Raw genomic sequence first — 22,240 nt, forward strand, 5'->3', positions numbered from 1 at the left:
AGGGCTAGATAACCGCACTCCATCTAGCGTTATCCTTTATACCTCATCCTGACATCGGTCATTCAGGTGGTATCACAGGCTCATTTCTGTAATGTACAACACGTCCGGTTTGGCCATACGCTGACCAGAGCCCACGTCTTTACTGCCTTGAGTGAAGAAATTGAAAATGCAGTAATTTTTCTAAAACAGCCCGAGCACAGGCTTTTTCATTCAGGCGATACCTCATCCTGACACCTAGAGAAGTGAAACACATCTAGACAAATCACTTTACCTCCCGCTTTTGAGGATCAGAACACCGTTATCTTTTTGAATATGAACGGATTTGGTCCATCTACAGCATAAGAGTCGCATGTCTTTTAACCTGCTTCTCTAAAGTGGTTATTTATCCAAACCTATAAGAGAAGGCCGATACGTCATTCTGACCTAAGCATGCGATGTCAACAAAGATGGGGCTACCAAGCGAATAACTAGCCGGTAAAGAGATCGGTCTATTTGTTTCCGGTCGTATTTAATCGCGGCGTCTTAAAGGTAAGAACAGTCTTGTGGTGGAACATGGGCCATTCCACTTAGTGCCCCGCTTGATGTCCGCTGCTACATCATGGCTATACCCTATCCGCCATACCGTTAAGTATCACGGATAACTCTCCCCTTTAGGCAACACAGGAGGGCCTAATACTTCAGGTTAATTTCAATACTTGATACACGCCGCCTCAATCTTTTTATTGGCTGCACGGTTCGTTTGGGCAAGACCTAGCTCAGCTACCTAAATTAGTAGAATTTACGACCCCACCGCTTAATCAACAAACGTAAAAGGTCTATTTATAAGAATTAGCAGGTAGCGTTTAGGCGCAAGACCCCAGGCTCCAACAGGCTGAAATAGCGGTAGCCTGTGGGAGAAACAGGCTACGCGAGCGTCGTTGTTAATCCCTATTGACCGAGCATAGCCGGATAGAATCGGCAAGCACATCAATGGCCTGGGGACGTGGAAAACTTGCACGCCATGCAATTGCAATTGTTCTAAAAGGCACGGGAGCGCTGAATGGTCGAATCTCGATCATTCCTGGTGCGTAATGGTGGCTTTCCAAGGCAGAGAGGGGAAGCACCGAAACGCCCAAGCCCGAGGCAACCATATGACGAATCGTCTCTAGAGATGAGGACTCGACCTGGGTATGCTTGGACTCCACACCTGGCTTCTTGATCGTTGGACACGCTTCCAACACCTGATCTCGGAAACAATGCCCCTCCCCTAACAGCAGGAGGCTCATCTCGTCCAACTTTGCATTTTCGATGGTTTTGAGCTCCGTCCAGGGGTGCTTCGCCGGCATCATCACATAGAACGGCTCATCGTAAAGCGGCTTGGTCAGTACATCCGCTTCGCTAAAAGGCAACGCAACGATGATTGCATCCAGCTCGCCTGTTCTCAGCTTGTCACGCAAAACCGGTGTAAAGTTTTCCTCTATATAGAGGGGCATTTCCGGCGCAACACGATTCAGCTGCGGAATCAAATGAGGGTAGAGATACGGGCCTACCGTATAAATAGCACCCACTTTAAGTGGTGCACTCAGTTGATTTTTACCGGCCTTGGCAAGATCACGAATACCTTGCGCCTGCTCCAGAACTTTTTGTGCCTGAACAATAATGCTTTCGCCGGTAGGTGTAAGGCGAACATTGGTTTTGCTGCGCTCAAAAATCAGAATACCAAGCTCGTCTTCAAGCTTCTTAACGCCTACTGACAGCGTTGGCTGGCTGACGTGGCAGCGCTCAGCGGCACGGCCAAAATGCTGTTCTTGGGCAAGCGTTACGATATAGCGCAGTTCTGTCAGAGTCATCTTGGATCTACACACTTATGCAGTTAGGTTTGTTGAATCATTTATCGGCTGAAAGCTCGATTTCTTTTGGGTAAGACCGTATGACAGCCCCAAGCAATGACGTCATGCTCCGACCTTTAATCCCCCGCGACCTGCTCTGACTGTCAATACTGATGATCCTGGTCTATGGTTTATAAGAAGCAGGAACTTAACCCCATCGAAAGTGTCTAGTGGTTCTCACATATCACAAGGACGGTAAGCGATATGGTAGCGCCTCATCATGAGCAGGCTCAGGAAATGATTTGCGCAGGGTTAGCGCCCCTAGTCTGTCATTTCACACCCAAAACAACTCTCGGTTTTATGACCTTTACTGCATCCGACGAATCGGGTCGCATCGTATACAGGTCAGAACGACTGGTGCCCTTGTTTTACGCCAATCGGCGTGCGCTGCGTCTTTACTTATGTAAAGTAAGAAGAGAGCTTACCAATAAGGGATTCTCCCTAAACGCCTGGGATGACAATGTTTCCTTACAAGACCTGGGAAACTGGTCTGAGCGACTGAACTCCAGACGTAACAGTCGGACTCGCTAATGCTATGTCAGTATCAGGTGTGTAGTTACCTCATTTTCTCTTATAAAAGAACGCCTGCAGGGCGTTTTTTTATACCTTGATCTCCGTAAACCATATTTGCTTTAACACAGCGGCTACGGCGCGTCTTTCGGCGCATCCTTATTTATCCTAAGTTACCTACTCGTGTCCAACAAGGTATGCTGCTTGCGAGTTTCAATAAGATTAAGCAAGAAAAAGCATTCATTTGAAAAGTTATTTGGTTACCCTGTCGATAGAATTATTATCCATCTGCTGAGTCACGCTTAGTAGATTCCCTAGTAGGGACTTAATAATTATGCATATCGCTCTATCGTATAAATAGACTTTAAAAGAATTTAATAAAACGCAAATAGCAGGTCGTAGCTTCCTATGACATTAATTCCCTACTAGGGACTTTTCTAGACATCCAGCCTTACCTGACCTGAGCAGTTTCCCTACTAGGGACTCATAATGAGATATAGGCCTAAAACATCCTGACCAAAGCCAAATAACCGTTAAAAGCAGTGTGTTTGTCTGTTACGATTACTCCAACACATGGCCTCAACGAAGAGGATAGAAAATGGCCCGGAGTGGATCGGCTGTGCAGAAAGAAGAAAAGAAAACGGTTGTAATCGCTATCGCCAACCACAAAGGCGGGGTTGGCAAGACGACAACCTGTATCAACTTGGCAGATAACTTGGCACAAATGGGAAAACTGGTTTGTGTCGTAGACATGGATCCCCAGGCTAACGCAAGTCAACATATCGGGATGTCTCACCCTGCTGAGATAAATTATACAACAGCCGAATTACTGACGAATCCTGAACTACCACTCACCTACTTTGTTCATGACGAAACCAGGATCGATGGCGTTGCACTTATCTATGGAAGCATGGCTCTGGATAATGCAGACGATGCACTTCGCATGGAGCCTCGCCCTAATGAAGTATTACGGGACCGGCTTCAGCCTCTACTGGGTAAAGCGGATTACATCATCATTGATTGCCCGCCTAGCCTTAGGCTTCTGACTTCCAATGCATTGGCCGCGGCGACCCATTTATTGATTCCCGTAGAGTCAGGATCGCCTTATGGCTTGTACGGCCTCGCTGATCTGACCAAACGAGTTCAGCAGATCACGCGGATCAACCCGACATTGATCAACTTAGGCGCATTGCTGATTCGTCATGATGATCGTCAACTGGTTTGTCAGAACATCGAACAAAAAGCGATGGGCCTATTTGGAAAGCTTGTTCCAGTAAAGATAGGAACAACAACGAAGATCAACCAGTCATCAACCGTTCAAACCTCCCTGCGGATGTTCGACTCAACGAACAAGGTGGCCAAGCAATACAAGGAATTGGCCAAGTACATCGACAAAGAGACCGCAGCGTAAGAGCATATTATGGAAAAGAAATCGACCTCCTCACAAAACGCACCCAAGCAAAAGTTGGGTTCCATTCTCGCTCAAGGCTTGGTCAGCCAGATATCTCGTCATTCGGCGGTTCAGCAGGTAGAGAATTTAAAGTCCCATCGAGTACCGCGCTCGATTCCTGTCGATCTGGTTGACGCTAACCCCTATCAACCTCGCCTGGTTTTTGACGAGGAATATATTGGAGAGCTGGCATTATCGATTGAAGAGGAAGGGCTGTTAAGTCCAATCAACGTTCGAATCGCTGGTGAGCGCTATGAGCTAATTGCCGGAGAGTGCCGACTACGTGCTCACAAAAAGCTTGGCAAGAAATATATCGATGCCCTGGTAGAAGTCGTCGATGATTTCGAAAGCGCACTGCGCAGTCTGTTCGAAAATATACACCGCAAGGACCTCTCGGACTTTGAGAAGTACCATGCTATTACCCGAATGCGCACCTCGTTCACTCAAGTCAATGATTTGCAGCGCAAACTGGATATCAGCAAATCTCAGCTCTACCGCATCATGGCTTTTGGCGCTCTGCCAGAGTCGAGCCTTAATATGCTCAAGGCCAACCCCAAAATGCTGGGCGCGAACGCAGTAGATGCGTTGAAACCTGTTATCAAGGAAGTTCAGGCAGCAGGTCTTGATTATGAGTCTGCCTTGAACAAGGCCCTTAGAGATCTGGCCAACGGAAAACTGGCACAAGCTGGGCTGGCCAAACGTATTCGTGAAGACTTGCTGACCAAATCAGTCTCTGCACCCAAGGCTTCGACGCCCAGTGAAGATATCGTTATTGGTGAGCGAAAGGTCGCACGCGTTTCCACCAAGAAGGACAGAGTGATATTTGAGCTGGACCGCAAAACATTTAGCGATGACCAACTCAAAGAGCTAAGAGCTCTGATCAGTAATCTGGCTGAACAGGGAGCAGAACCTCGTGAGTGATGAGAAAGAGCCAGCCGCTCCTGAAAAAACGGAGCGTAAAGGCAGGCCCCCCCGAGAAACAGCACTTACTCGCATACAACAGCGCGCTGAAAAGGTAATCGAGGAAAAGGTCAATCAACTGCCCTTATGGGCAGATGATTTACGCAGTGCGCCCAATGAAATGCTGCGTAGTGCGCTGTTTACGGTTGGTAACCGAAACCAGGCCCGCGAGTTCATCAATGGGCGTGAATTGCACTGTTACGGTAACGCAAGAATCTACTACACCGGCCAGGAACTTCGTCAGGAAGACGATATGGATGTCTGGCTGCAGGTTGTCCATATGGCTCGTACAGAGAAGCTTGGCAACCGAGTGAGTTTCCGCCCTTCGGAAATGAAGAAGGAATTGCGCTGGCCGAGAGGGAAAGACTACACCCAAAAGCTCCTGAATGTATTGGAGCGCCTCAAAGCGACGTCTGTTCGTATCGAATCGACCCGCCTGGGTAAAGGGGTGGGCGTCTCTCTATTGCGGCGTTTTGAGTACACAACAGAAGAAGGTGATTTGAGCGACACGTGGCATGTCGAAATTGAGCCAGAAATGGCTATTCTCTTTGCAGCCGATGTGTATACAACACGTCTCGATTGGCAGTCACGCCTGGAACTACGTCCGCTGGCTAAGTGGTTACATGGCTTCTATGGTACCCATCGCGAGCCTTATGGCATTAAGGTAGAAACCATCCGGGAATCGTGTGGATCCAAAGCCAAGACAGAGGCAAAGTTCAAACAGATGTTGCGGGACGCACTCGATGAGCTAAAGAACATCGATTTTCTCAAGGAATGGGATATAGGCAAAGACAATATTGTAAGGGTAGTCCGAAACAACAGGCCCTTACTAAAGAGCGAATAACGTAAAACGCTCGAAAAACGGAGCCTAGTGGCTCCGTTTTTTATTAAGTGTTTTATTCTGTATGCCTATTAACACCGATTCATGCCGCTAAATCATCTAATTCAGGGGTTTTATAGCGGTCGAGGACCCATTTTAGGATCTTGTAAGAGTAAAAGACGGCGAAAGTGTCAGGATGAGGTAGTTTTTCTGCTGAAACCGAAGGTTTTCCAAGCTGCATGTCAGGATGAGGTAGCTTTTAAGCAGCGAAAGGGCATGGCTTGACAAGTATGCACTGGAGATAGTGGCGACATTTTAAGCAAATGACTACTTACTCGACGTCAATTCTATAAAAAGTCCTTAAAAATCAAGGAGTTATGCAAAAATACCTCATTTTGACATTGCCTTTGTATTAGCTAAGTAAACGGAGCGAAGGTACTGCAAGCCTAGGGAAAAGTTAAAAACCGCTTAAAAATTAGGGAGTTATCGCCAAAAAAGGAGGGCTCACCCTTGTTTGATGGCCTCAAAATGGTCTGTCAGACCGATTGGGCAATGGAACAAAGTACTTAAATATCAGTAACTTATGGAAAACCATACCTCATAATGACATATGATACGTCATAATGACGTATCTATACCTCATAATGACTTAAGTATTAAATATTAAAAAAGTCTTTAAAAATCAATTACTTACGTTGTTAAGAAGGGCTTTAGGGTACGATATACGTCAACATGACGCATCTATACGTCATGTTGACAGGCACATACCTCATGTTGACGTATATAAACGTCATGTTGACGTTTCCGCATATCCAATAAAACCCTTATATATCAATAAGTTAGCAGTTATATCCACAGCCCTTAACCGTTCTTTAACCTTAAATAACCGTCTTTTAACCCATTAAAGTGTATTTTTATGGGTAAAGCGATTTGTTTACGGTGCTGAGCGAAGCTCATAAGTCTGTACAGAAGACAGAACGTGGGTGAAATGAGAGGGTAGAGCCTCCTATAGAAGTCGCGTTCTACCTCAAGCTGACAATATTAATAAACGGTCCTGGGATTATTGATTACACAGGTCCATGTTTCGGCCTGCACAGTCGAGACAATCCATACTGTTTGAAAGAGCCATGACTTCAGCACGTTTGTCTATCAGGAATGGAATCACTTGCACCTATTATACTCGTAATAATACCACTCCATAGAGGAATTTATACGATTAAGCTTGCAGATACCTCATATTGACCTTAAAAGCTTTTATTCCGGGTTATAGCTAAAGTAACCATGATAAACAGATGTTAATATGAGGTATATATGAGGAGTGGTATTAAAAGAAATGCCTGAAAGTATCGAAACTGCTTATATGCATCTTAAGCAGGCTGTCGCCGATTTGAATTCGCGATGGTCTACCTGTGTGGTTTCAGGTGAGGTGTGGTCATTGCCAACACTCACTGAGCAAGCTGCACCGAAAGCGATCACTCCCGTGTCCGTGCGAGGCAGGCAGGCCATTGAACTCAGCCAAGCAGTACTTCAACAGTTCGAACGGGAAGCCGATCAGGCTCCGGGAACAGTCAGGCGTTTGCCAGGCTGGTTTCTGCTGAGCGAATCAATGCTGGGGCCGATACGACAGGTCAATCAAATGAAAGGGGCTGTAGAGGCTGCTATTGAGCGTGTAAGGCTGAAGCAGGGACTGGCTGAGACGGCGCGTACCCGTTTGGTAAGAGAGGCCCTGGGAGCGAGTATCAGCCTTAAACAACTGACACGTCATATACAGGCCTTTGATGCGACACCGCGGCTGTTGAGCTTTACCTGGGCAGGCCATACCGGCAAGACCAAGCGAGTACCCGTGGGGGAGGTGAGACGTCGGCTAGAGAAGCTGGCTCAGCTACAGGCACAGCGTGAGGGGAGCGATATTGAAGGGACACCAGCAGGCGCGGCCTTGAGGGTGATCTTCAATCTGGCCGATCATGCCCGACTGGTAAAGGTCGAGAAGGTAGCGCCTCACCCAAGAGTCAATGTGTTTTTCAGTCATCGCTCTCGCTACGATGCCATGTTGCATGCCAACCTACCCCTATTCTTTTTGGCGGGTGAGCAGCCTACAGAGGTGGTGGGGTTAAAGGATTTCAATATCGAAAACCGCATTGCACTACGGCGCAGTAACAAGAGCAGCCAGCGAATTCCTGTACTTCCCGAATACGGTCTGTATATGGATGAGGACGAATTGTGGGGGAGGTCACGTCCTGGCCTGGAGGTCAGTCCATTATCCTTTGAAAGCACCTATCGGGCCCGGACAGGGTATAAGCCCTGAGAAATGAAAAAGGCCTGCTTCAAGCAGGCCTTTTCTTACCGCGTCGGACGCCTGTCAGTTCACAGCGTCTTTCAGGCCTTTGCCAGGCTTGAAGCCAGGCACTTTGGCAGCTGCGATTTTAATGGTCTTGCCAGTCTGAGGATTGCGGCCTTCACGGGCGGCGCGCTCTTTGACGGTAAAGGTACCAAAACCAACCAGAGCAACATCGTTACCCTTGGCCAATTCCTGGCTGATAGTGTCGGTGATGGCGGTCACAGTTGCTTGAGCTTGAGCCTTGGTTAGGCCTGCTGCTGCAGCCACTTGATCGATCAATTCCCCTTTATTCATGCAAATACTCCAGAGTAGTCAGTTGTCTTGATGGAATCGCGGCCTTGCTTTCCATTATGCGTTATCTCTCATCCCGGATGGTATAGGAAGCCTGCCAAAGAGATAAGGCTCTTCAACAGACAACCTGATGCCCAATAAGGTCTTTTTCTCATCCAACAGCGTGAACTCCTTTTCATTCTGTTCAATGGAACTGTCAGGATGAAGTGTATCCCGCTCAGCATACCGTATTCCGGCCTTATGGCTGGAGTTTCTCTGAGACAACGGGATAACGGTCCCACACACGCTGATCACTGAGCGAACGCACCAATTTGACATACTCGGCATGGGACCATGCCAAGGGCGTTGCGCTGTCAGTCCCCTTGCCCTTGGTATATTGATGACGCTCATTATTACCCACGCCGTCCCATACCTGTTCGGGAAGCATGAACCCCTGGTTGGCAAAAAGCTCCATGGCCTTGACGTAGGTGTCACGGATTCCCTTTAACTGATCCTCGGATAAGATCTTTTCTCCACCCGGCTGCTGCGCTTTTGCAAGTGCCAGAGCGTAATGGCCGCGCTCGCCTGTGAAAATAGGCCAGACACGGCCACGCAACCCTGAGTTCATGACCGGCTCTTCAGTCGCGGGATAATTGATACCCGTGGTCTCACTTTCACCGTAGCCATCATTTCCGTAGCGTCTCCAGCCGGGAAATTCTCCTGAAACGCCCGGGTAGGTAAAGGTGTACTTGACCCTGAGGTTTTCCGGAATGGCTTGATTGTCCAGTACATTCAGGCTATTGACGATGTGGGTGTCTGTGGCAGGACGAACACCGTAACGGACAAGCTCCAGAAAGCCCGCGTCCAGTATCTGGTTTTCTGGAAGGCCTGGCCGGCTGTTGTTGTCCAGCAGCAACCCGCCGTCGTCAGGGTTATCGTTTTGTGTGATCCGCAGGTAATAGCGCTTGTCTCCAAAAACACCTTTTTGTGTAAACATGCTGGATTCGATACGACTGGAGTAGCGCCTGGCAGTATCCAGGTAGGATTTGGCTCCTTCCTGGTCACCTGCCCGGGTGGCCAGTTCCGATGCGGCTACAAGACCTGCAATGACGGCCGCGGTGGTAGAGGGGGAGTAGCCCCATTGTTCCTCCCAGCGATCCTGCTGTGTTTGTGGAGGTTTTACGGTCCAGTCATTCCAGCCCAGCCTGACCTGCCCACCTTGAGCCAGGAAGTCCGCGGCCGGTTTGAGCATCTCCCGATACCACCGGGTGATGTCGTTGTCAGAAAGCACGCCATTTTTCCAGAGCTTGTAGCCCAGCATGATCGGCATGGCGGTTTGATCGAGCTGAACACCTACCCATTCAATCGTGCCGTCGACATGGGTCTTCTGAAGAAACCAGCCGGTTGCTCCAGACTCAGCGCTTTTCTGGGCACTCTCTTGCTTTTGCTCATGGATATAGGCAGAGCCATCTGCCTGCAGGGGAGGTGTGTCTTTTGTGACCTGGACCTTTTTCAGGTATTCAAACGCTACCCTGGAGGTCTGTGTATCGCCCAGAGCCAGCAGAGCCATGGCACATTGGTAAAAGTCCCGTGGCCAGACGGCCTTGTAGCCGGTAGTGCCTTTGGTAGCGGGTACCGTTTCACCCCAGGGGTTGGACAGCGAGGCGATTAGAGCGCCTGCATGAGTCTTGTCTTCCTGGGCTTTCAGCACCATCGCACTGACATTGAGCAGCTTGCCGTTATCTGTCGTCTGTTGCCGCATCGTTGGCAGACTGGTCAGCGAGGCCAGATAGTCCTGCCAACCTATAGCATCTCCCTCACCGTTATAGTGCGCAAGCACGTGTTCGTAGCCACGCTGCAAGGTGCTATCGGCTGCCTGGTCTGCAGCCTGTCGAGTACGACCGAATCCGACCACGACATCGATGGTGGTCAAGTCCCCCGTACGGGGTATCCGGGCCATCATGGCTACATTGCCGGGTATACTGCCGGTAGTGGTATAGCGTGACTCAAGCGATCCTTTCTTGCGCAACTCCTCAAGCCCATCCGAGACTCCGGCAAAGCCCACGGTTGGTAGCTCCAGATCACGACTAGCCTTGACCACCAGAGTGGTTTCCTGTTCCTGGGCATACAGTGCGTTTCGCTCTGTAAAGGCATGATCACCGCTTCCGCTGTTACTTATGGCAGGGTCAATATGGAGATAAGCCTCGAGTGCAGGGTTGGTACTGCGAAAGATGACTCGCATGACCAATGCGTCGGAGTCTGGATCGGTAAATACATGCTTTTCGATTTCATACTGGCCGTTTTTGGCGCGATTGATCAGCCGGTAGGCCAGGGACGTAGGTCTGCCCTCGCTATCGGTAGAGAGATAGTGCGTTTCGCTGGTCGTATCGGTTTCTTCAAGATCGACAAAGTCAGGCCCTTTTACCACTACCTGCATTGCACGCAGCTGTGCCTCATGAATCAGGCCGAACATGGTTTCTGTCACGATGCCGTTGGCTAAGGAAAACCACACCCTGGACACCTGTCTTGTCGCGGCATCGCTGGAATAAGCCCCGTTATGGTATTGCTCATAGGACGTTCCGATGCCGGTCTTGCCTGAATACGACCAAAAGGGCGATTCACCCGGTGCCCCGGGTGCGACAGCCGAATCGGCAGCGACGGCAGTGGAAAGGCTTACGCACAGGGTAAGCAGGCTGTTTCGGAGCAACGTGATGCGCATAGGACCTTCTTGCTTTTCTTATGAGGTAGGGGAGCACGCTGCGGCTATAGAGCGACGCCCCTGCTAGGATGTCGAACAAGCGCAGCGCCAGTCCTAGGCAACTATAGACAAGGATTATATGACTGCCCGGTCATCTTAAGAGTGAGGGGGAAAAGAGCAGCCAGCAGGCGTTTGCCTTGCAGGCCGTTTTTTATTTAACGTACGCGTCTTTAATGCGACCGCTACGGACGTAACGCCATGACTATCGAACCGGCTAGCCTTGCTCACTACATCGACCACACGTTACTGGCTGCCAATGCCTCGCGCGAACAGCTTCGGCAGCTGTGCCAAGAGGCGCAGCAGTATGGGTTTTATTCCGTATGCGTAAATTCGGCGCATGTGCCCTATGTGGCTCAATGCCTGAAAGAAGCTCCGTCGCGTGTGTGCGCTGTAGTGGGGTTTCCGCTTGGAGCAGGGTTAAGCGAAACCAAGGCGTTCGAGGCCGAACGTGCCATTGCAAACGGTGCTCAGGAGATCGATATGGTGCTGAATATCGGTTGGTTGAAGGATGGTTTGCTGGAAGAGGTCCGCAGCGACATTGCACAGGTACTTGCTGCCTGCGGTTCCGTTCCGCTCAAGGTCATTCTAGAAACCTGCCTGCTGGATGATCTGCAGAAGGAGCAGGCTTGTGTTATCTGTCGGGAGCTGGGCGTTGCGTTTGTAAAGACGTCTACCGGCTTCAGTCATCAGGGCGCAACCCTTGAAGATGTTCGCCTGATGCGCCGAGTCGTCGGACCTGATATGGGGGTCAAGGCTTCGGGCGGTGTTCGGGATTACGCCACCGCCGTTGCCATGATTGAGGCGGGTGCTACCCGCCTTGGTACTAGCTCTGGTGTGGCGATCGTACAAGGGGCGGGATCAGACAAGCCCTATTGACCGCTGCGTATGAGGATGTATTCCAACAGGTGGTGACCCTATATCACCCAGTCTAGCTACTTTCCCGCACGACCAATTCAAATCCCAGGTCGATCTGGGTTGGTCCGGTACGTTCTGCCATCAGGTCCAGGAGTAACATGGCGGCTTGATGACCTACGGCTTCCCGGGGTGTCCGGATGGACGTAAGGCGTGGCACCATGTGGGCCGAGGCCGGCAGATCATTGAAGCCGACCAGGGCGACCTGATGGGGAATGGAAATACCCTGGCGCTGGGCCTGAAAGATCGCTCCGTGTGCCAGGTCATCGTTACAAAAGAAGATCCCATCCACGTCAGGATGCCGGTGCATGAGATCGGTGAACAAGGTAGCTCCCAATTCGATCGAGGAGGGCCGGACATCAAGTATCTCCAAAGCAGGATCATACATGCCGGCTTGCTGTAGGGTTTCCCGGAATCCATCGCCACGCCTTAGCGCGCGTGGATCGAGCTGGGCCGCAATATAGGCAATGCGTTGGCGGCCACGCTCAATCAGGTGCCGGGCCGCCGCTGCCCCCGCAGCATATTGAGAGAAACCAGCGCTGCACGTAGCCGTATCCGCATCCAGTTCCATCATATGTACGCAAGGAACGCGACTGCCAGCCAGTAGCTGACGGGCATGCTCCGTTCTGTCAAAGCCTGTCAGCAGAATTCCCCTGGGCTGATACGCCAGATAATTGCGAATTAGATTTTCTTCTTCTTCAGGCGAGTAGTGATAATTGCCAATCAGTACCTCCAGCCCGTGAGGTCTTAAAACCTGATGGATAGCTTCCAGACTCTCAATGAATAGCTGGTTTGACAGCGAAGGGATCAGCACCACAACGGATTGACTTTGTGCGGAGGCCAGGGTGCGGGCGGCAGGGTTGGCAACGTAACCCAGGGCACGGGCGGCCTCGCGGACTTTTTCGACCAGCTCGGGCGCAACCGTGGCAACCCCTCGCAGGGCTCGTGATGCAGTAATGGGCGAAACAGCGGCAAGTCTGGCTACTTCGGCCAGCGTAGGGCGGCCAGTGGTGCGGGAACCTGTTCTGGGCATAGGTTAATCAGTGCGTTGTTGTTATGAGTCGTACATCCGGGATATAGCCGTCTAAGGTAGCGCTGTCCAAGAGGGACTTACAAGCAAATGATTCTATCTGGACGGATAAGGCGGCTCGGGAATGCAGAAGACGAGGCAATTCTTAGCATACCTATGGTTTTGCACTATCATCAGAGCCGAAAGGATTGCGCCTCGCTGAGACAACACTCTCCCAAGGAGCTGGCAGCAGGCTTCTGAATTTTAGATCGGTCCTACACTTCTTCATTAATAATACGTCATAACGTAACCGATTCAGCTGACTTATTGGATTGCTAATCCTCTCAATTTATACCGTGGACGTACCCCATGAAGCGTGCTGCATGGCCTGGCAACTCCATCTTTTCATTTTTCAGTTATGGCTGCCGAGACACCGTCAACATTACCAGACGCGACGGTAGGCGTCTGGTTTGGAGTGCAACCCGGCGACAGGCTTAAAACCGAAAATGTAACAGCTCCTTGAGTAGTCTTACGCCTCCGAAGAGGCCTGCCAGCCCAGTCGGTGATAGACGGGGAGGAGGCTTATCAGATGTAAATCTATCTGTTAGGACGCTGTTTCACGGCCGCCCTTTATTAGTCATATGGGGCGGTACGGCACTGCATGAACGTCGTGGTTTTACAGAGTAACATTTGGTCATTCAGCTCCATGACGGAGCGAGCCTTTATATCGATTACGGGAAGGCCATGTTTCCAACGGACCTGTAATCAGGTGGGCCTGATTGAGCTGCTATGGGGACTCGCCTCTCTATTTCATGGCGAAGTCGCGGCTGGTGTAGGGGACAACGTCCTGTCAAAACAGTCCCTGCAGAAGCGATCCAAAATCATCTACGTTTGGGCTACGGCAACTATGACCTGTGGCATGGCCTTTGATGGCGGAGGATAGGTGAAAGAGCAGTTCAGTTATCAGCTCAACCTTACTCAGTAAGCCAGTAATACCTGAGTAAACCAGGGTTCCCTTGCTAGCCTATATCTGTGCCTCGTTGCTTTCAGGCGTCATGGTGGCGGTCAGCAGCGCCATCGGATTTGTCAGACTGATGCTCCCATATCTGGCGAGGCGGTTTATCGTGGCCAAACATCGGCAACCTTTACCGGTGGTAGCACTACTAGGCGGGCTGTTTCTGCTATGGATTGACATGGCCGCGCATACCTTATTCACATCCGATGATCTTCCTATTGGTATCGCAACGGCTGTTCTGGGCGGCGGTTTCTTTCTTATATTGAGGCAGAAACGATGAATGCAGAAAACATGAAGCCTTTGCTCGAAAGGGAATACATGACACCTACATGTTACTCGATGAAACAGGACGTTTTTCCCGACTAGGGACACCGGATTAGCTAATTACCTTATCAAGCGCATATAGACGCTAGCTATTTGATAGGTTACGTTATCTCATAACATTATCGGTTGGGTGTTTTATGTCAGATCTACGCGTCCCTGTCACGGTGCTGACCGGCTTTCTGGGTTCAGGCAAAACGACGTTGCTCAATCACATCCTTAGCAAGCAGCATGGTATGCGTATTGCTGTGATTGAAAATGAGTTTGGCGAGATCGGCATTGATGACGCCTTGGTGGTTAATGCCGACGAAGAAGTCTTTGAGATGAATAACGGTTGTATCTGCTGCACGGTACGGGGTGACCTCATCCGGATCCTGGGCAACCTGATGAACCGCCGTGACAAGTTCGATCATATTCTGGTGGAGACCACGGGCATGGCCGATCCCGGCCCGGTGGCGCAGACGTTCTTTGTCGATGACGAAATCCGAGCGCAGCTCCAGCTGGACGGCATCATTACCGTGGTCGATGCTCACCATGTCTGGTTGCACCTGGAGGACAGCAGTGAGGTACGAGAGCAGATTGCCTTTGCCGATGTCATCCTGCTGAACAAGACGGATCTGGTCGAGCCCGCCAGGCTGGACGAATTGGAAACACGAATCCGCAAGATGAATTCGTTGGCTCGTATCCATCGGACCGTCAATGCCGAAGTCGATATTCCTACTGTCATGAACGTGGGCGGCTTTGATCTGGAACGGGTGTTGGACCAACGGCCAGACTTTCTACAAAAGGAATATCCGTTTGAGTGGGCTGGAATCTGGCATTTGCCGGCGGGCATTACCGAGCTCCGTTATGGGGCAGGACCCGATCCTTTCCTTGGCGCGCTGCTGATGCCTGTCAATGGTGACAGTGAGGATGATCTGGACAGGGCTGTTGTTATTGCCGAAGGAGCCTTTGATCGAGAGGCCAAAAAGGTCCGTGCAGGTACCAAGCTGGTGCCTAGTCGCCAGGCCGTCAATTTGAAAGTACCGAAAGACGACGCAGAGCAGACGGTAAATCTGCTGATTCCGGCGGCGGGATACTATGCTCTGATAACCGAGCATGGGCCTGAAGAGTTTGGGCTGCGACTGGAGCAGTCCGGCGTTCGCCTTGAGCCGAGCAGTCAACGCGAGTTTGCCGCGTCCCATAGCCATGATGAAGAAATCAGCTCTGTTGGCATTACCTTGGAAGGGGCGCTGTCGGAGGCAAAGGTCAATCAATGGCTAGGTTCGCTACTGGCTCGGAAGGGGCAGGACATCCTACGAACCAAAGGCATTCTAAACATTGCACAGGAGAATCGCCGATTCGTCTTCCAAGCCGTTCATATGTTGCTTGATGGCGGCCCGGATCGGTTGTGGCAGCCCAATGAGAAACGCCAGAGCGAAATCGTATTCATTGGCCGTAATCTGGACCGCGAAGAGCTAATAGCAGGACTGAAAGGTTGCCTGGCATGAGCGACTCCACAGCGGTACAACGCCTGCAGAGCCTCTGGCAAGTGGAGGGTGGCGAGCACATCAACACGCTGGTCTGGTCGTCAGACAATACCCGGCTGGCGACGGCCTATGCGGACGGTTCGGTTGCGGTGTATGACACGGCTAATGGTCGCGAAGTATGGCGTCATGCGGTGCATGGGCTGGCGACCAGTGCATTAGCGTGGTCACCTGACGGTAACCTTTTGGCCAGTGGTGGGCAGCGGGGCGGTATTATCCTGTGGGAGCCCGCTACGGGCAGTAAAGTACATCAGCTGGATAGCGGACGTAGTTGGGTCGAATTTTTATGCTGGTCAGCCGAGGGCGGATTGGCTTCGGCTGCCGGCCGGCAGATCCAGCTCTGGACCGCCGAAGGCAAGCTGGAGCAAAGCTTCGGACAGACCGCCAGTACGGTCACAGGGTTATTATGGCTGGCCGATGTTACCCTGCTCAGCAGCTGCTATGGGTTGGTCAACCAATGGTCTGCGGAGCGTGAGCAGCCCCTGCGGCACTTCCCCTGGAAAGACTCTTTGCTGAGTCTCTCGGTCAGTCCAGATCAGCGGTTCATTGCCGCCGGATGCCAGGACAATGCTATTCACCTGTGGTATTTGAAAAGCGGCGAAGATTTTCGCATGAGTGGGTACCCATCCAAGGTCAGGCATTTTGATTGGAGTGCTGACAGCCGCTACTTCGCAACAGGCGGTGCGGCATCTTTGATTATTTGGGATTGTTCAGGTGGGGGGCCACAAAGCAGCAAGCCGGTAGTACTACCCGTACATACCAAACCAATCAGCTCTATTGTGTTCAGCCATGCAGACAGCCGCCTAGCCTCCGGTGGAGACGATGGTCTCACAATTATTTTTGATCTTGCCCGTAGTGAACCATTGGCAGGCTTGCTGGACGAGGCGGGTGTAAGCTCCATGGCCTGGAGCGGAGATGATCAGGTCCTGGCGATTGGCTACAGTTCCGGCCGCTTGCGGTTGTGCCCGGTGCCTGTGAAGCCTTGAACGCAGCAGTGCGGTACGCCAGGGCGTGCCGCACTGCGTCGGCGGGATTACAGAATTGTTGGGTTCGGTACGTCTCCGTACACCTGTTGGGGGGCAAATGTCTTAGTGGACCCGGTAAAGCCCAGCGTATGAAGCAGTTATTTGTGAGAGTGGATAGGCAGAGTTGATCGGTATACCCAGAAACGACAAAGCCGCCCCTGACCCAGGGGCGGCTTTGTTTGATCCTCGAGCCGCTGTGTTTTCAGACTGAGCGTCTTGTCACGAGATGGAGATAAAACAACCGGCGGGCTCTTCAGACAGGGGAGGCGTCTCCCTGTAGTCAAGCAAGGTGTATCAGGCGACTACCGTCGTGCTTTCCCGCTTATCCCACTCTTCTTCAACTTCACAGAAACAGACATCGGCTGCAGCATGCAGACGGTCCAGTTGGGCTTCGGTCAGATTATGCAGGGGAAGCGTTTCAAGCAGCTGGATAAGCGTATCAAATTGGGTAACGTCCATCATGTCCTCGTGGGATAATCAGATCGATATGGCGTATTACCTCCTGTCAGTACGCGCGAGGCCTTCTCACAGGAGATCTGTCAATTTCAATGAGTAATTCGACTTCACAGGGCCAAGACATATCGTGTGGACTGCCGGCCGCCGTGCGCACATGGACTGCCTGATAACGACTTTAGCCGCTACCGGTTCGAGTTCCATGGGTTAGGGGCGCGCATTCTAATGATGACCGCTCGTTCCCTCTAGGGGGTTCTGCCCAATGGCACGCAAATATTTCCGTAATATTGCATTGACGTGTAAAAAAATCTTTTGCTGGCATGGACTTAGCTGACCCAAAAAAAATTAAATTTTTTTGGGTTGCTTTTTACGTTATTGGACGAACTGTATACATTCAGCTCCAGACCAAGCTCCATAGAGCCTGGTACGGCCCAACACGCGGTCTGCAAACAGTCACCCGCAGAGTCCTTTTATGCGAGAAGACGCTGTGTGGCTTATGTTGTCAGTTGGTTGAACTGGCCCACTGCGTCAACTACTCGCTGAGCGCCGTCTTGAATATCGACGATGACCACACCGGCTTCAGAGGCTAGCGCCAAACCCTGTTCTGCCTGGCTCTTGCCTTGAGACATGCGGGAGACTGCTTCCTGAGCCAGTGCCTGGTTCTCTTGCACGACGCCAACGATTTCTTCGGTTGCTTTGCTCGTTCGGGCTGCCAGCTGACGTACTTCATCGGCCACGACCGCGAAACCACGACCTTGCTCACCCGCGCGGGCGGCTTCAATAGCCGCGTTGAGAGCCAGCAGATTAGTTTGGTCTGCAATACTACTGATTGTCTTAACGATCGAGCCGATCACGAGTGACTGCTTGTCTAGTGCTTCGATGCCTTCAGCAGCATGCTCCATCTGCTTGGACAACTGCTGCATGATATCGATGGTCTGGTTGACTACGCCAGCACCTTTTCTGGCCGCGGCATCGGTTTGTTGCGACGTGCCGTAGGCGATACCGGCCGCCTCGATGACGGCGTTTTCACGGTTGACCTGATCTGTAATGACCGTTGCGAACTTCACGACCTTGCACAGCTTGTCCTCAGCGTTGAGGATGGGGTTGTAGGAAGCTTCAAGCCAGACGATATGGCCATATTTGTCCACGCGCTTGAAGCGGCCGCTGACGAATTCGCTGCGATTGAGCTTGGCCCAAAAATCCTGATATTCAGACGAATTGTACTCGGCCGGCTCACAGAACAGGCGGTGGTGCTTGCCCTTGATTTGATCCAGCGTATAACCCATAGCACTGAGGAAGCGGTCATTGGCTGTGATTACTTCGCCGTTTAGGTTGAACTCAATGACAGCAGTTGAGCGTAACAGCGCCTTGATTAGGCTTTCGTGCTCGCGGGAGGTCTCGATCGTACGGGTCAGGTTGTTTGCGTAGATATAAAACTGGTCAACTTGACCCGAAGCATTGCGTATCGGTTGCCACAGGCAGCGTAGCCAGGCTTCTTTCCCGTCTGCCCTGAGCAGACGTACAACGCCACTGAAGTGTTCACCTTTTTGAAGCGCAACCTTCATCCGTCGATAGATATCGGTTTGCTTGATATGCACTGGAACCAGCTCGTCAATATTGCGACCGACGATCTCATGGCTTTTGTAGAGCATTTCAAGCATGAATTGCTCGTTGACCTGTTCAATCACGCCTTGTGAGTCAAGGGTAAAGCCAATCATCGATGTATCGAGGCTTTGTTTGACCTGTTGTACAACCGAGAGTCTTTCCCGCAGGGCGGCCAATTCCTGTTTGAGGCGTTTGAAGAACATGATTGATCCTTGAAGTAAGCGGCCGAAAGGGGAGGCTTGGTTCACTTATCGGCGCCCACAGGATTTAATGAAAGACAGATGGTCATTAAATATTTATGACAGACCAGCGGCAGGATTAGGCAGCTGATCTGTCACATTGGGCAATCACTCCCTTCAGGTGCTGGCCAGCTCCGCCGCACGGACTACGTCTCGAGCCGGCAAGGGTTTAGCGAACAGATAGCCCTGATAGGTTGTGCAACCATTTTCGGCCAGCAGCTGGCGCTGTGCTTCACTCTCCACACCCTCTGCTACGATATCGAGGCCAAAGGTCGTAGCCAGACCGGAAATGGCCTGGATGATGGCAACACTCTCCGAACCTGGCAGCCGTTGCACAAAGCTCTGGTCGATCTTGACCTGATCGATGGGGAGCTTCTGCAGATAGTTGAGTGATGAGTACCCGGTACCGAAGTCATCCAGGGCGAAGCGAACACCTTGTCCTCTAAGTGTTTCGATATGCGAACAGGCCTGGTCGAGGTCCAGTATCAGGGTTGCCTCGGTCAGCTCGATTTTGATCAGGGCAGGATCGATATGCTTGTGTTTCAAGACGTCCATAACCTCAGTGGCAAAACTGGATTGCCGTAGATGGGACGCGCAGACATTGACCGAAACCGGTAGGTGGGCGAGAGAAGGCTCTTTTGACCAGGCAAGCAACTGCGAGCACACCTCATCGAGCAGCCAACGGTCCAACTCGGTAAGTAATCCTGTGTTGCTTGCGACTTCCAGAAACGCGGCAGGGCCTACCAGGCCCCAATCCGGATGCTGCCAGCGCAGAAGCGCTTCAAGGCCGATAAGCCCTTTCTGATCGCTCCACTGAAGCTGATAGTAAACGCGGAATTCATTGTCGAGCAGCCCTTGCCGGATCTGTTGCTCCAGTTGCAGGCGAGCAGCAATGCTGCTTTGCATGCTCGGATCGTAAAAGCGAATGGCATTCTTGCCGTGGCTCTTGGCCGAATACATGGAGATGTCGGCCTGCTGAAGCAAGTCGTAGCTTGCACTTCTGCTGTCAAACAACACAATGCCTACGCTACCGCTAATAGTCTGATTGCCTTGTTCGAATTCGAAAGGACGTTCTAGGGCCGCCAGCACCTGCTGGCCGATGTGACTTGCCTGGTGCGCGGCAGCTTGTTCGTCTTCCGACAAGCCTTCCAGCAGGATGACAAACTCATCCCCACCCAGGCGAGCCACGGTATCGGTCGCCCGCACGATCTGTTTCAGACGGTGTGCTGCTTCCTTGAGAACGGTATCGCCGGCATCGTGACCATACAGATCATTGATGTTTTTGAAGTTATCCAGATCGATGAATAGCAGGGCGCCGCTATGTCCGTGTCGCTGGCAGGCAAGCTGGGCCGTTTTGAGCCGCTCCAGGAAAAATCGCCGATTGGGAAGTTCGGTCAGGGTGTCGTAAAACGCCAGCCGACGGATCTGCTCTTCATACTCATGCCTGGCCGTAACATCACGAGTTACCATAACGATCGCCTGCTTATGTTCTGCATCCGAAGCGATCGCCTGGGCCTTGCCCTCGAAATAGCGCTCCCCCGCAGGAGAGCTGAGCTGGTATTCCACGGTGAGAGGTGTCGGGCTTTTCAGGACCTTTCTGACCCAGGTGGTCAGGTAGTTCGCCTGGGTATAAGGCAGCACATCCTGCAATCGCTGGCCCACCTTCGCCAAGTGCTCATTGATCTTTTTGGTATCATGGGAGGACGAGGCGACCTCTTGAAAGCGACCGTCCTGATCGATAACCACCAGGATGTCAGGAATTGCCTGGGTAATGGCGCTCAGCCGGGCTTCGCTTCGCGCCAGAGCCTGTTCAGCCTGATTGCGTTTTTCCTGGTCACGAAACAGAAGCCAGACGAGCAGGCCTGTAGGGGGCATCGTCAGCATCATGGCCAGCATGGTACGTTGAGCCGCCTGGCCGAAAGGGCCATATACGAGGGTAAGCGTGAGCAGGGCGAGGGCATGTACCGCACCGCCCAGCAACAGTACCTGAAGAGGGCCTTGCCTGATCCAGCCTCGGTGGTAGGCCATGCGATAAGCGAGACCTAACGCCACCGCCATGAAGGCATTCAATACGCCGGGGTAGGCCCCTACGCCGCCTAGCCAGAACCTATACAGCGCCGTGATTGCCGCTGCGATACCAGCAACCAGGGGGCCTGCCATCAACGCGGTTACCGACAATATGGCCAGCCGCGCATCTACAAAGATCCCGAGGCCAATCGGTACGGGATGTATCATGACGGCAATACAGATCAGGCCTGTTGCACATCCAACAATCAGTTCCGATGACAGTACCTTGTGTGGCCAGGTACGCCAGAGGTAGTCCCGTAGCCAGCAGAGCGCCAGAAGTAAAGCGGCATTAGAAAGAAAATCCACAAACATGGCGACTTTGGTCTCCTTCGCCTAGGCGCAATTCCGTACTGGCATTCAGATAGACGTCTGAGTCAAAATTGCTAGATAAATGCGGCCCAATCGTCGGATAACAGCGATCTGAGCCCGTTATTTGGGACTTTTGTCAATGGCAATCGCTGAAATAGAACAGCGCAGCGGTTTGAGTACAGGTTTAACAGGAATGTTCATTGCAGCAGGGATGTTGATCGTAGCGCTTGTGCTAGGGCACATGGGGCGCAGCTATAAGGCGACACGTACTGTTCGCCTTGATCGGCCTCTGGCCTATATCGGACTGTTTGCCTTTGTTCTTGCAAGCGCTGTAGTGTTCTTTGGCTAATGTCCGCCAATTTCCTACCGACACCATCAGGCTCGACATGCCTATCGTCAAGCGGCTGGCAATGTCCCTTATTTGGGCAGCCTCGCATCCATCGTTTCGCCATGTCATGCCCGGGGCAAGCTGGTCATGGCCGAGGATGTCGACACGGAGGAAAAGCTCAACGCTGCCATTCAGGGTTAACTTGTGTTACCTCCATTACTGTTGAACTCGCCGCCTGGCATTACAGGCGCGATGTTCTGCTCTATTACGTATAGGGCTCTTCCGTAGCGCCCTGTATCTGCTGGGCGCAGTATCTTCTCGATTCCTCTCAGCCCTAAGTGTTAGCGACTTCTCCCTTTATGCATCGCCTTGATGGCTTTCATTGCGCCCTATTGAACTCTTTTAGATCCTGGAGTCCGACTGTTGGCATCAAGGTCTGTCAAGTCAATTTAAGTTT

16 protein-coding genes and 1 pseudogene are annotated in these 22,240 nt (G+C 51.7%); 9 read left to right on the plus strand and 8 right to left on the minus strand.

Annotated features, from left to right (window positions below):
* Positions 1-920: 920 nt before the first annotated feature.
* The gene (locus EAW52_RS21085) at positions 921-1,829 is read right to left on the minus strand and encodes a hydrogen peroxide-inducible genes activator (protein ID WP_019366699.1); all 909 of its coding nucleotides are present in this window, start codon (positions 1,827-1,829) and stop codon (positions 921-923) included.
* Between the two features lie 1,168 nt (positions 1,830-2,997).
* Here EAW52_RS21085 and EAW52_RS21090 point away from each other — a divergent pair.
* The 4 genes from EAW52_RS21090 to EAW52_RS21105 all read left to right on the plus strand — a co-directional run bounded on the left by EAW52_RS21090 (position 2,998) and on the right by EAW52_RS21105 (position 7,913).
* Positions 2,998-3,789 carry a ParA family protein gene (locus tag EAW52_RS21090; RefSeq protein ID WP_026004067.1) on the plus strand — a complete coding sequence of 264 codons (792 nt, stop codon included), beginning with the start codon at positions 2,998-3,000 and terminating at the stop codon, positions 3,787-3,789.
* A gap of 9 nt (positions 3,790-3,798) precedes the next feature.
* Positions 3,799-4,749 (plus strand): ParB/RepB/Spo0J family partition protein, encoded by a 951-nt coding sequence (locus EAW52_RS21095; RefSeq protein ID WP_122043939.1) that lies wholly within the window; start codon positions 3,799-3,801, stop codon positions 4,747-4,749.
* Complete coding sequence (trfA, locus tag EAW52_RS21100; RefSeq protein WP_010798838.1) at positions 4,742-5,632, plus strand: plasmid replication initiator TrfA; 891 nt, start codon at positions 4,742-4,744, stop codon at positions 5,630-5,632. The genes EAW52_RS21095 and trfA overlap by 8 nt, the downstream gene beginning before the upstream one ends.
* A 1,336-nt stretch (positions 5,633-6,968) precedes the next feature.
* Entirely contained in the window at positions 6,969-7,913 is a 945-nt protein-coding gene (locus EAW52_RS21105) for a DNA replication terminus site-binding protein (protein ID WP_256680847.1), read from the plus strand.
* A gap of 54 nt (positions 7,914-7,967) precedes the next feature.
* Here the strand turns inward: EAW52_RS21105 and EAW52_RS21110 are convergent, their stop codons facing one another.
* Together EAW52_RS21110 and EAW52_RS21115 are read right to left on the minus strand one after the other, a co-directional pair.
* Positions 7,968-8,240, minus strand: a complete 273-nt coding sequence (locus EAW52_RS21110) for an HU family DNA-binding protein (RefSeq protein ID WP_010798836.1) — start codon at positions 8,238-8,240, stop codon at positions 7,968-7,970.
* Between the two features lie 235 nt (positions 8,241-8,475).
* Positions 8,476-10,935: a glucan 1,4-alpha-glucosidase gene (locus tag EAW52_RS21115; RefSeq protein ID WP_122043941.1), complete on the minus strand. Its 2,460-nt coding sequence runs from the start codon at positions 10,933-10,935 to the stop codon at positions 8,476-8,478.
* A gap of 237 nt (positions 10,936-11,172) precedes the next feature.
* Between EAW52_RS21115 and deoC the strand changes: the two genes are divergently transcribed.
* Positions 11,173-11,850 carry a deoxyribose-phosphate aldolase gene (deoC, locus tag EAW52_RS21120; protein WP_122043942.1) on the plus strand — a complete coding sequence of 226 codons (678 nt, stop codon included), beginning with the start codon at positions 11,173-11,175 and terminating at the stop codon, positions 11,848-11,850.
* 52 nt (positions 11,851-11,902) lie between these two features.
* Here the strand turns inward: deoC and EAW52_RS21125 are convergent, their stop codons facing one another.
* Entirely contained in the window at positions 11,903-12,919 is a 1,017-nt protein-coding gene (locus EAW52_RS21125; RefSeq protein WP_122043943.1) for a LacI family DNA-binding transcriptional regulator, read from the minus strand.
* A 992-nt stretch (positions 12,920-13,911) separates the two neighbouring features.
* Between EAW52_RS21125 and EAW52_RS21135 the strand changes: the two genes are divergently transcribed.
* The 3 genes from EAW52_RS21135 to EAW52_RS21145 all read left to right on the plus strand — a co-directional run bounded on the left by EAW52_RS21135 (position 13,912) and on the right by EAW52_RS21145 (position 16,743).
* Positions 13,912-14,190: an iron chelate uptake ABC transporter family permease subunit gene (locus tag EAW52_RS21135; protein WP_256680652.1), complete on the plus strand. Its 279-nt coding sequence runs from the start codon at positions 13,912-13,914 to the stop codon at positions 14,188-14,190.
* Between the two features lie 181 nt (positions 14,191-14,371).
* Positions 14,372-15,721, plus strand: a complete 1,350-nt coding sequence (locus EAW52_RS21140; protein ID WP_122043946.1) for a GTP-binding protein — start codon at positions 14,372-14,374, stop codon at positions 15,719-15,721.
* On the plus strand, positions 15,718-16,743 hold the full coding sequence (locus tag EAW52_RS21145; protein ID WP_122043947.1) for a WD40 repeat domain-containing protein: 1,026 nt from the start codon (positions 15,718-15,720) through the stop codon (positions 16,741-16,743). The genes EAW52_RS21140 and EAW52_RS21145 overlap by 4 nt, the downstream gene beginning before the upstream one ends.
* Positions 16,744-17,076: 333 nt before the next feature.
* On the opposite strand, the gene EAW52_RS26000 is transcribed toward EAW52_RS21145, so the two are convergent.
* From EAW52_RS26000 to EAW52_RS21155, 4 genes and pseudogenes are all read right to left on the minus strand, one after another.
* Complete coding sequence (locus EAW52_RS26000; RefSeq protein ID WP_010798829.1) at positions 17,077-17,241, minus strand: hypothetical protein; 165 nt, start codon at positions 17,239-17,241, stop codon at positions 17,077-17,079.
* A gap of 488 nt (positions 17,242-17,729) precedes the next feature.
* On the minus strand, positions 17,730-18,284 hold the full coding sequence (locus EAW52_RS26930) for a methyl-accepting chemotaxis protein (RefSeq protein ID WP_372238932.1): 555 nt from the start codon (positions 18,282-18,284) through the stop codon (positions 17,730-17,732).
* Positions 18,267-19,043: pseudogene (locus tag EAW52_RS26935) on the minus strand (PAS domain-containing protein); the annotation flags it as partial. The pseudogene EAW52_RS26935 and the gene EAW52_RS26930, both read right to left, overlap by 18 nt.
* Before the next feature lie 153 nt (positions 19,044-19,196).
* A complete protein-coding gene (locus EAW52_RS21155; protein ID WP_122043949.1) occupies positions 19,197-21,458 on the minus strand; it encodes a bifunctional diguanylate cyclase/phosphodiesterase in 2,262 nt (753 codons plus the stop codon).
* Between the two features lie 136 nt (positions 21,459-21,594).
* On the opposite strand from EAW52_RS21155, the gene EAW52_RS26005 reads away from it, so the two are divergent.
* Entirely contained in the window at positions 21,595-21,804 is a 210-nt protein-coding gene (locus EAW52_RS26005; protein ID WP_162997673.1) for a hypothetical protein, read from the plus strand.
* Positions 21,805-22,240: the final 436 nt, after the last annotated feature.

Source organism: Pseudomonas sp. LTJR-52 (assembly GCF_003691465.1).
Taxonomy (GTDB): Bacteria; Pseudomonadota; Gammaproteobacteria; order Pseudomonadales; family Pseudomonadaceae; genus Chryseomonas; species Chryseomonas luteola.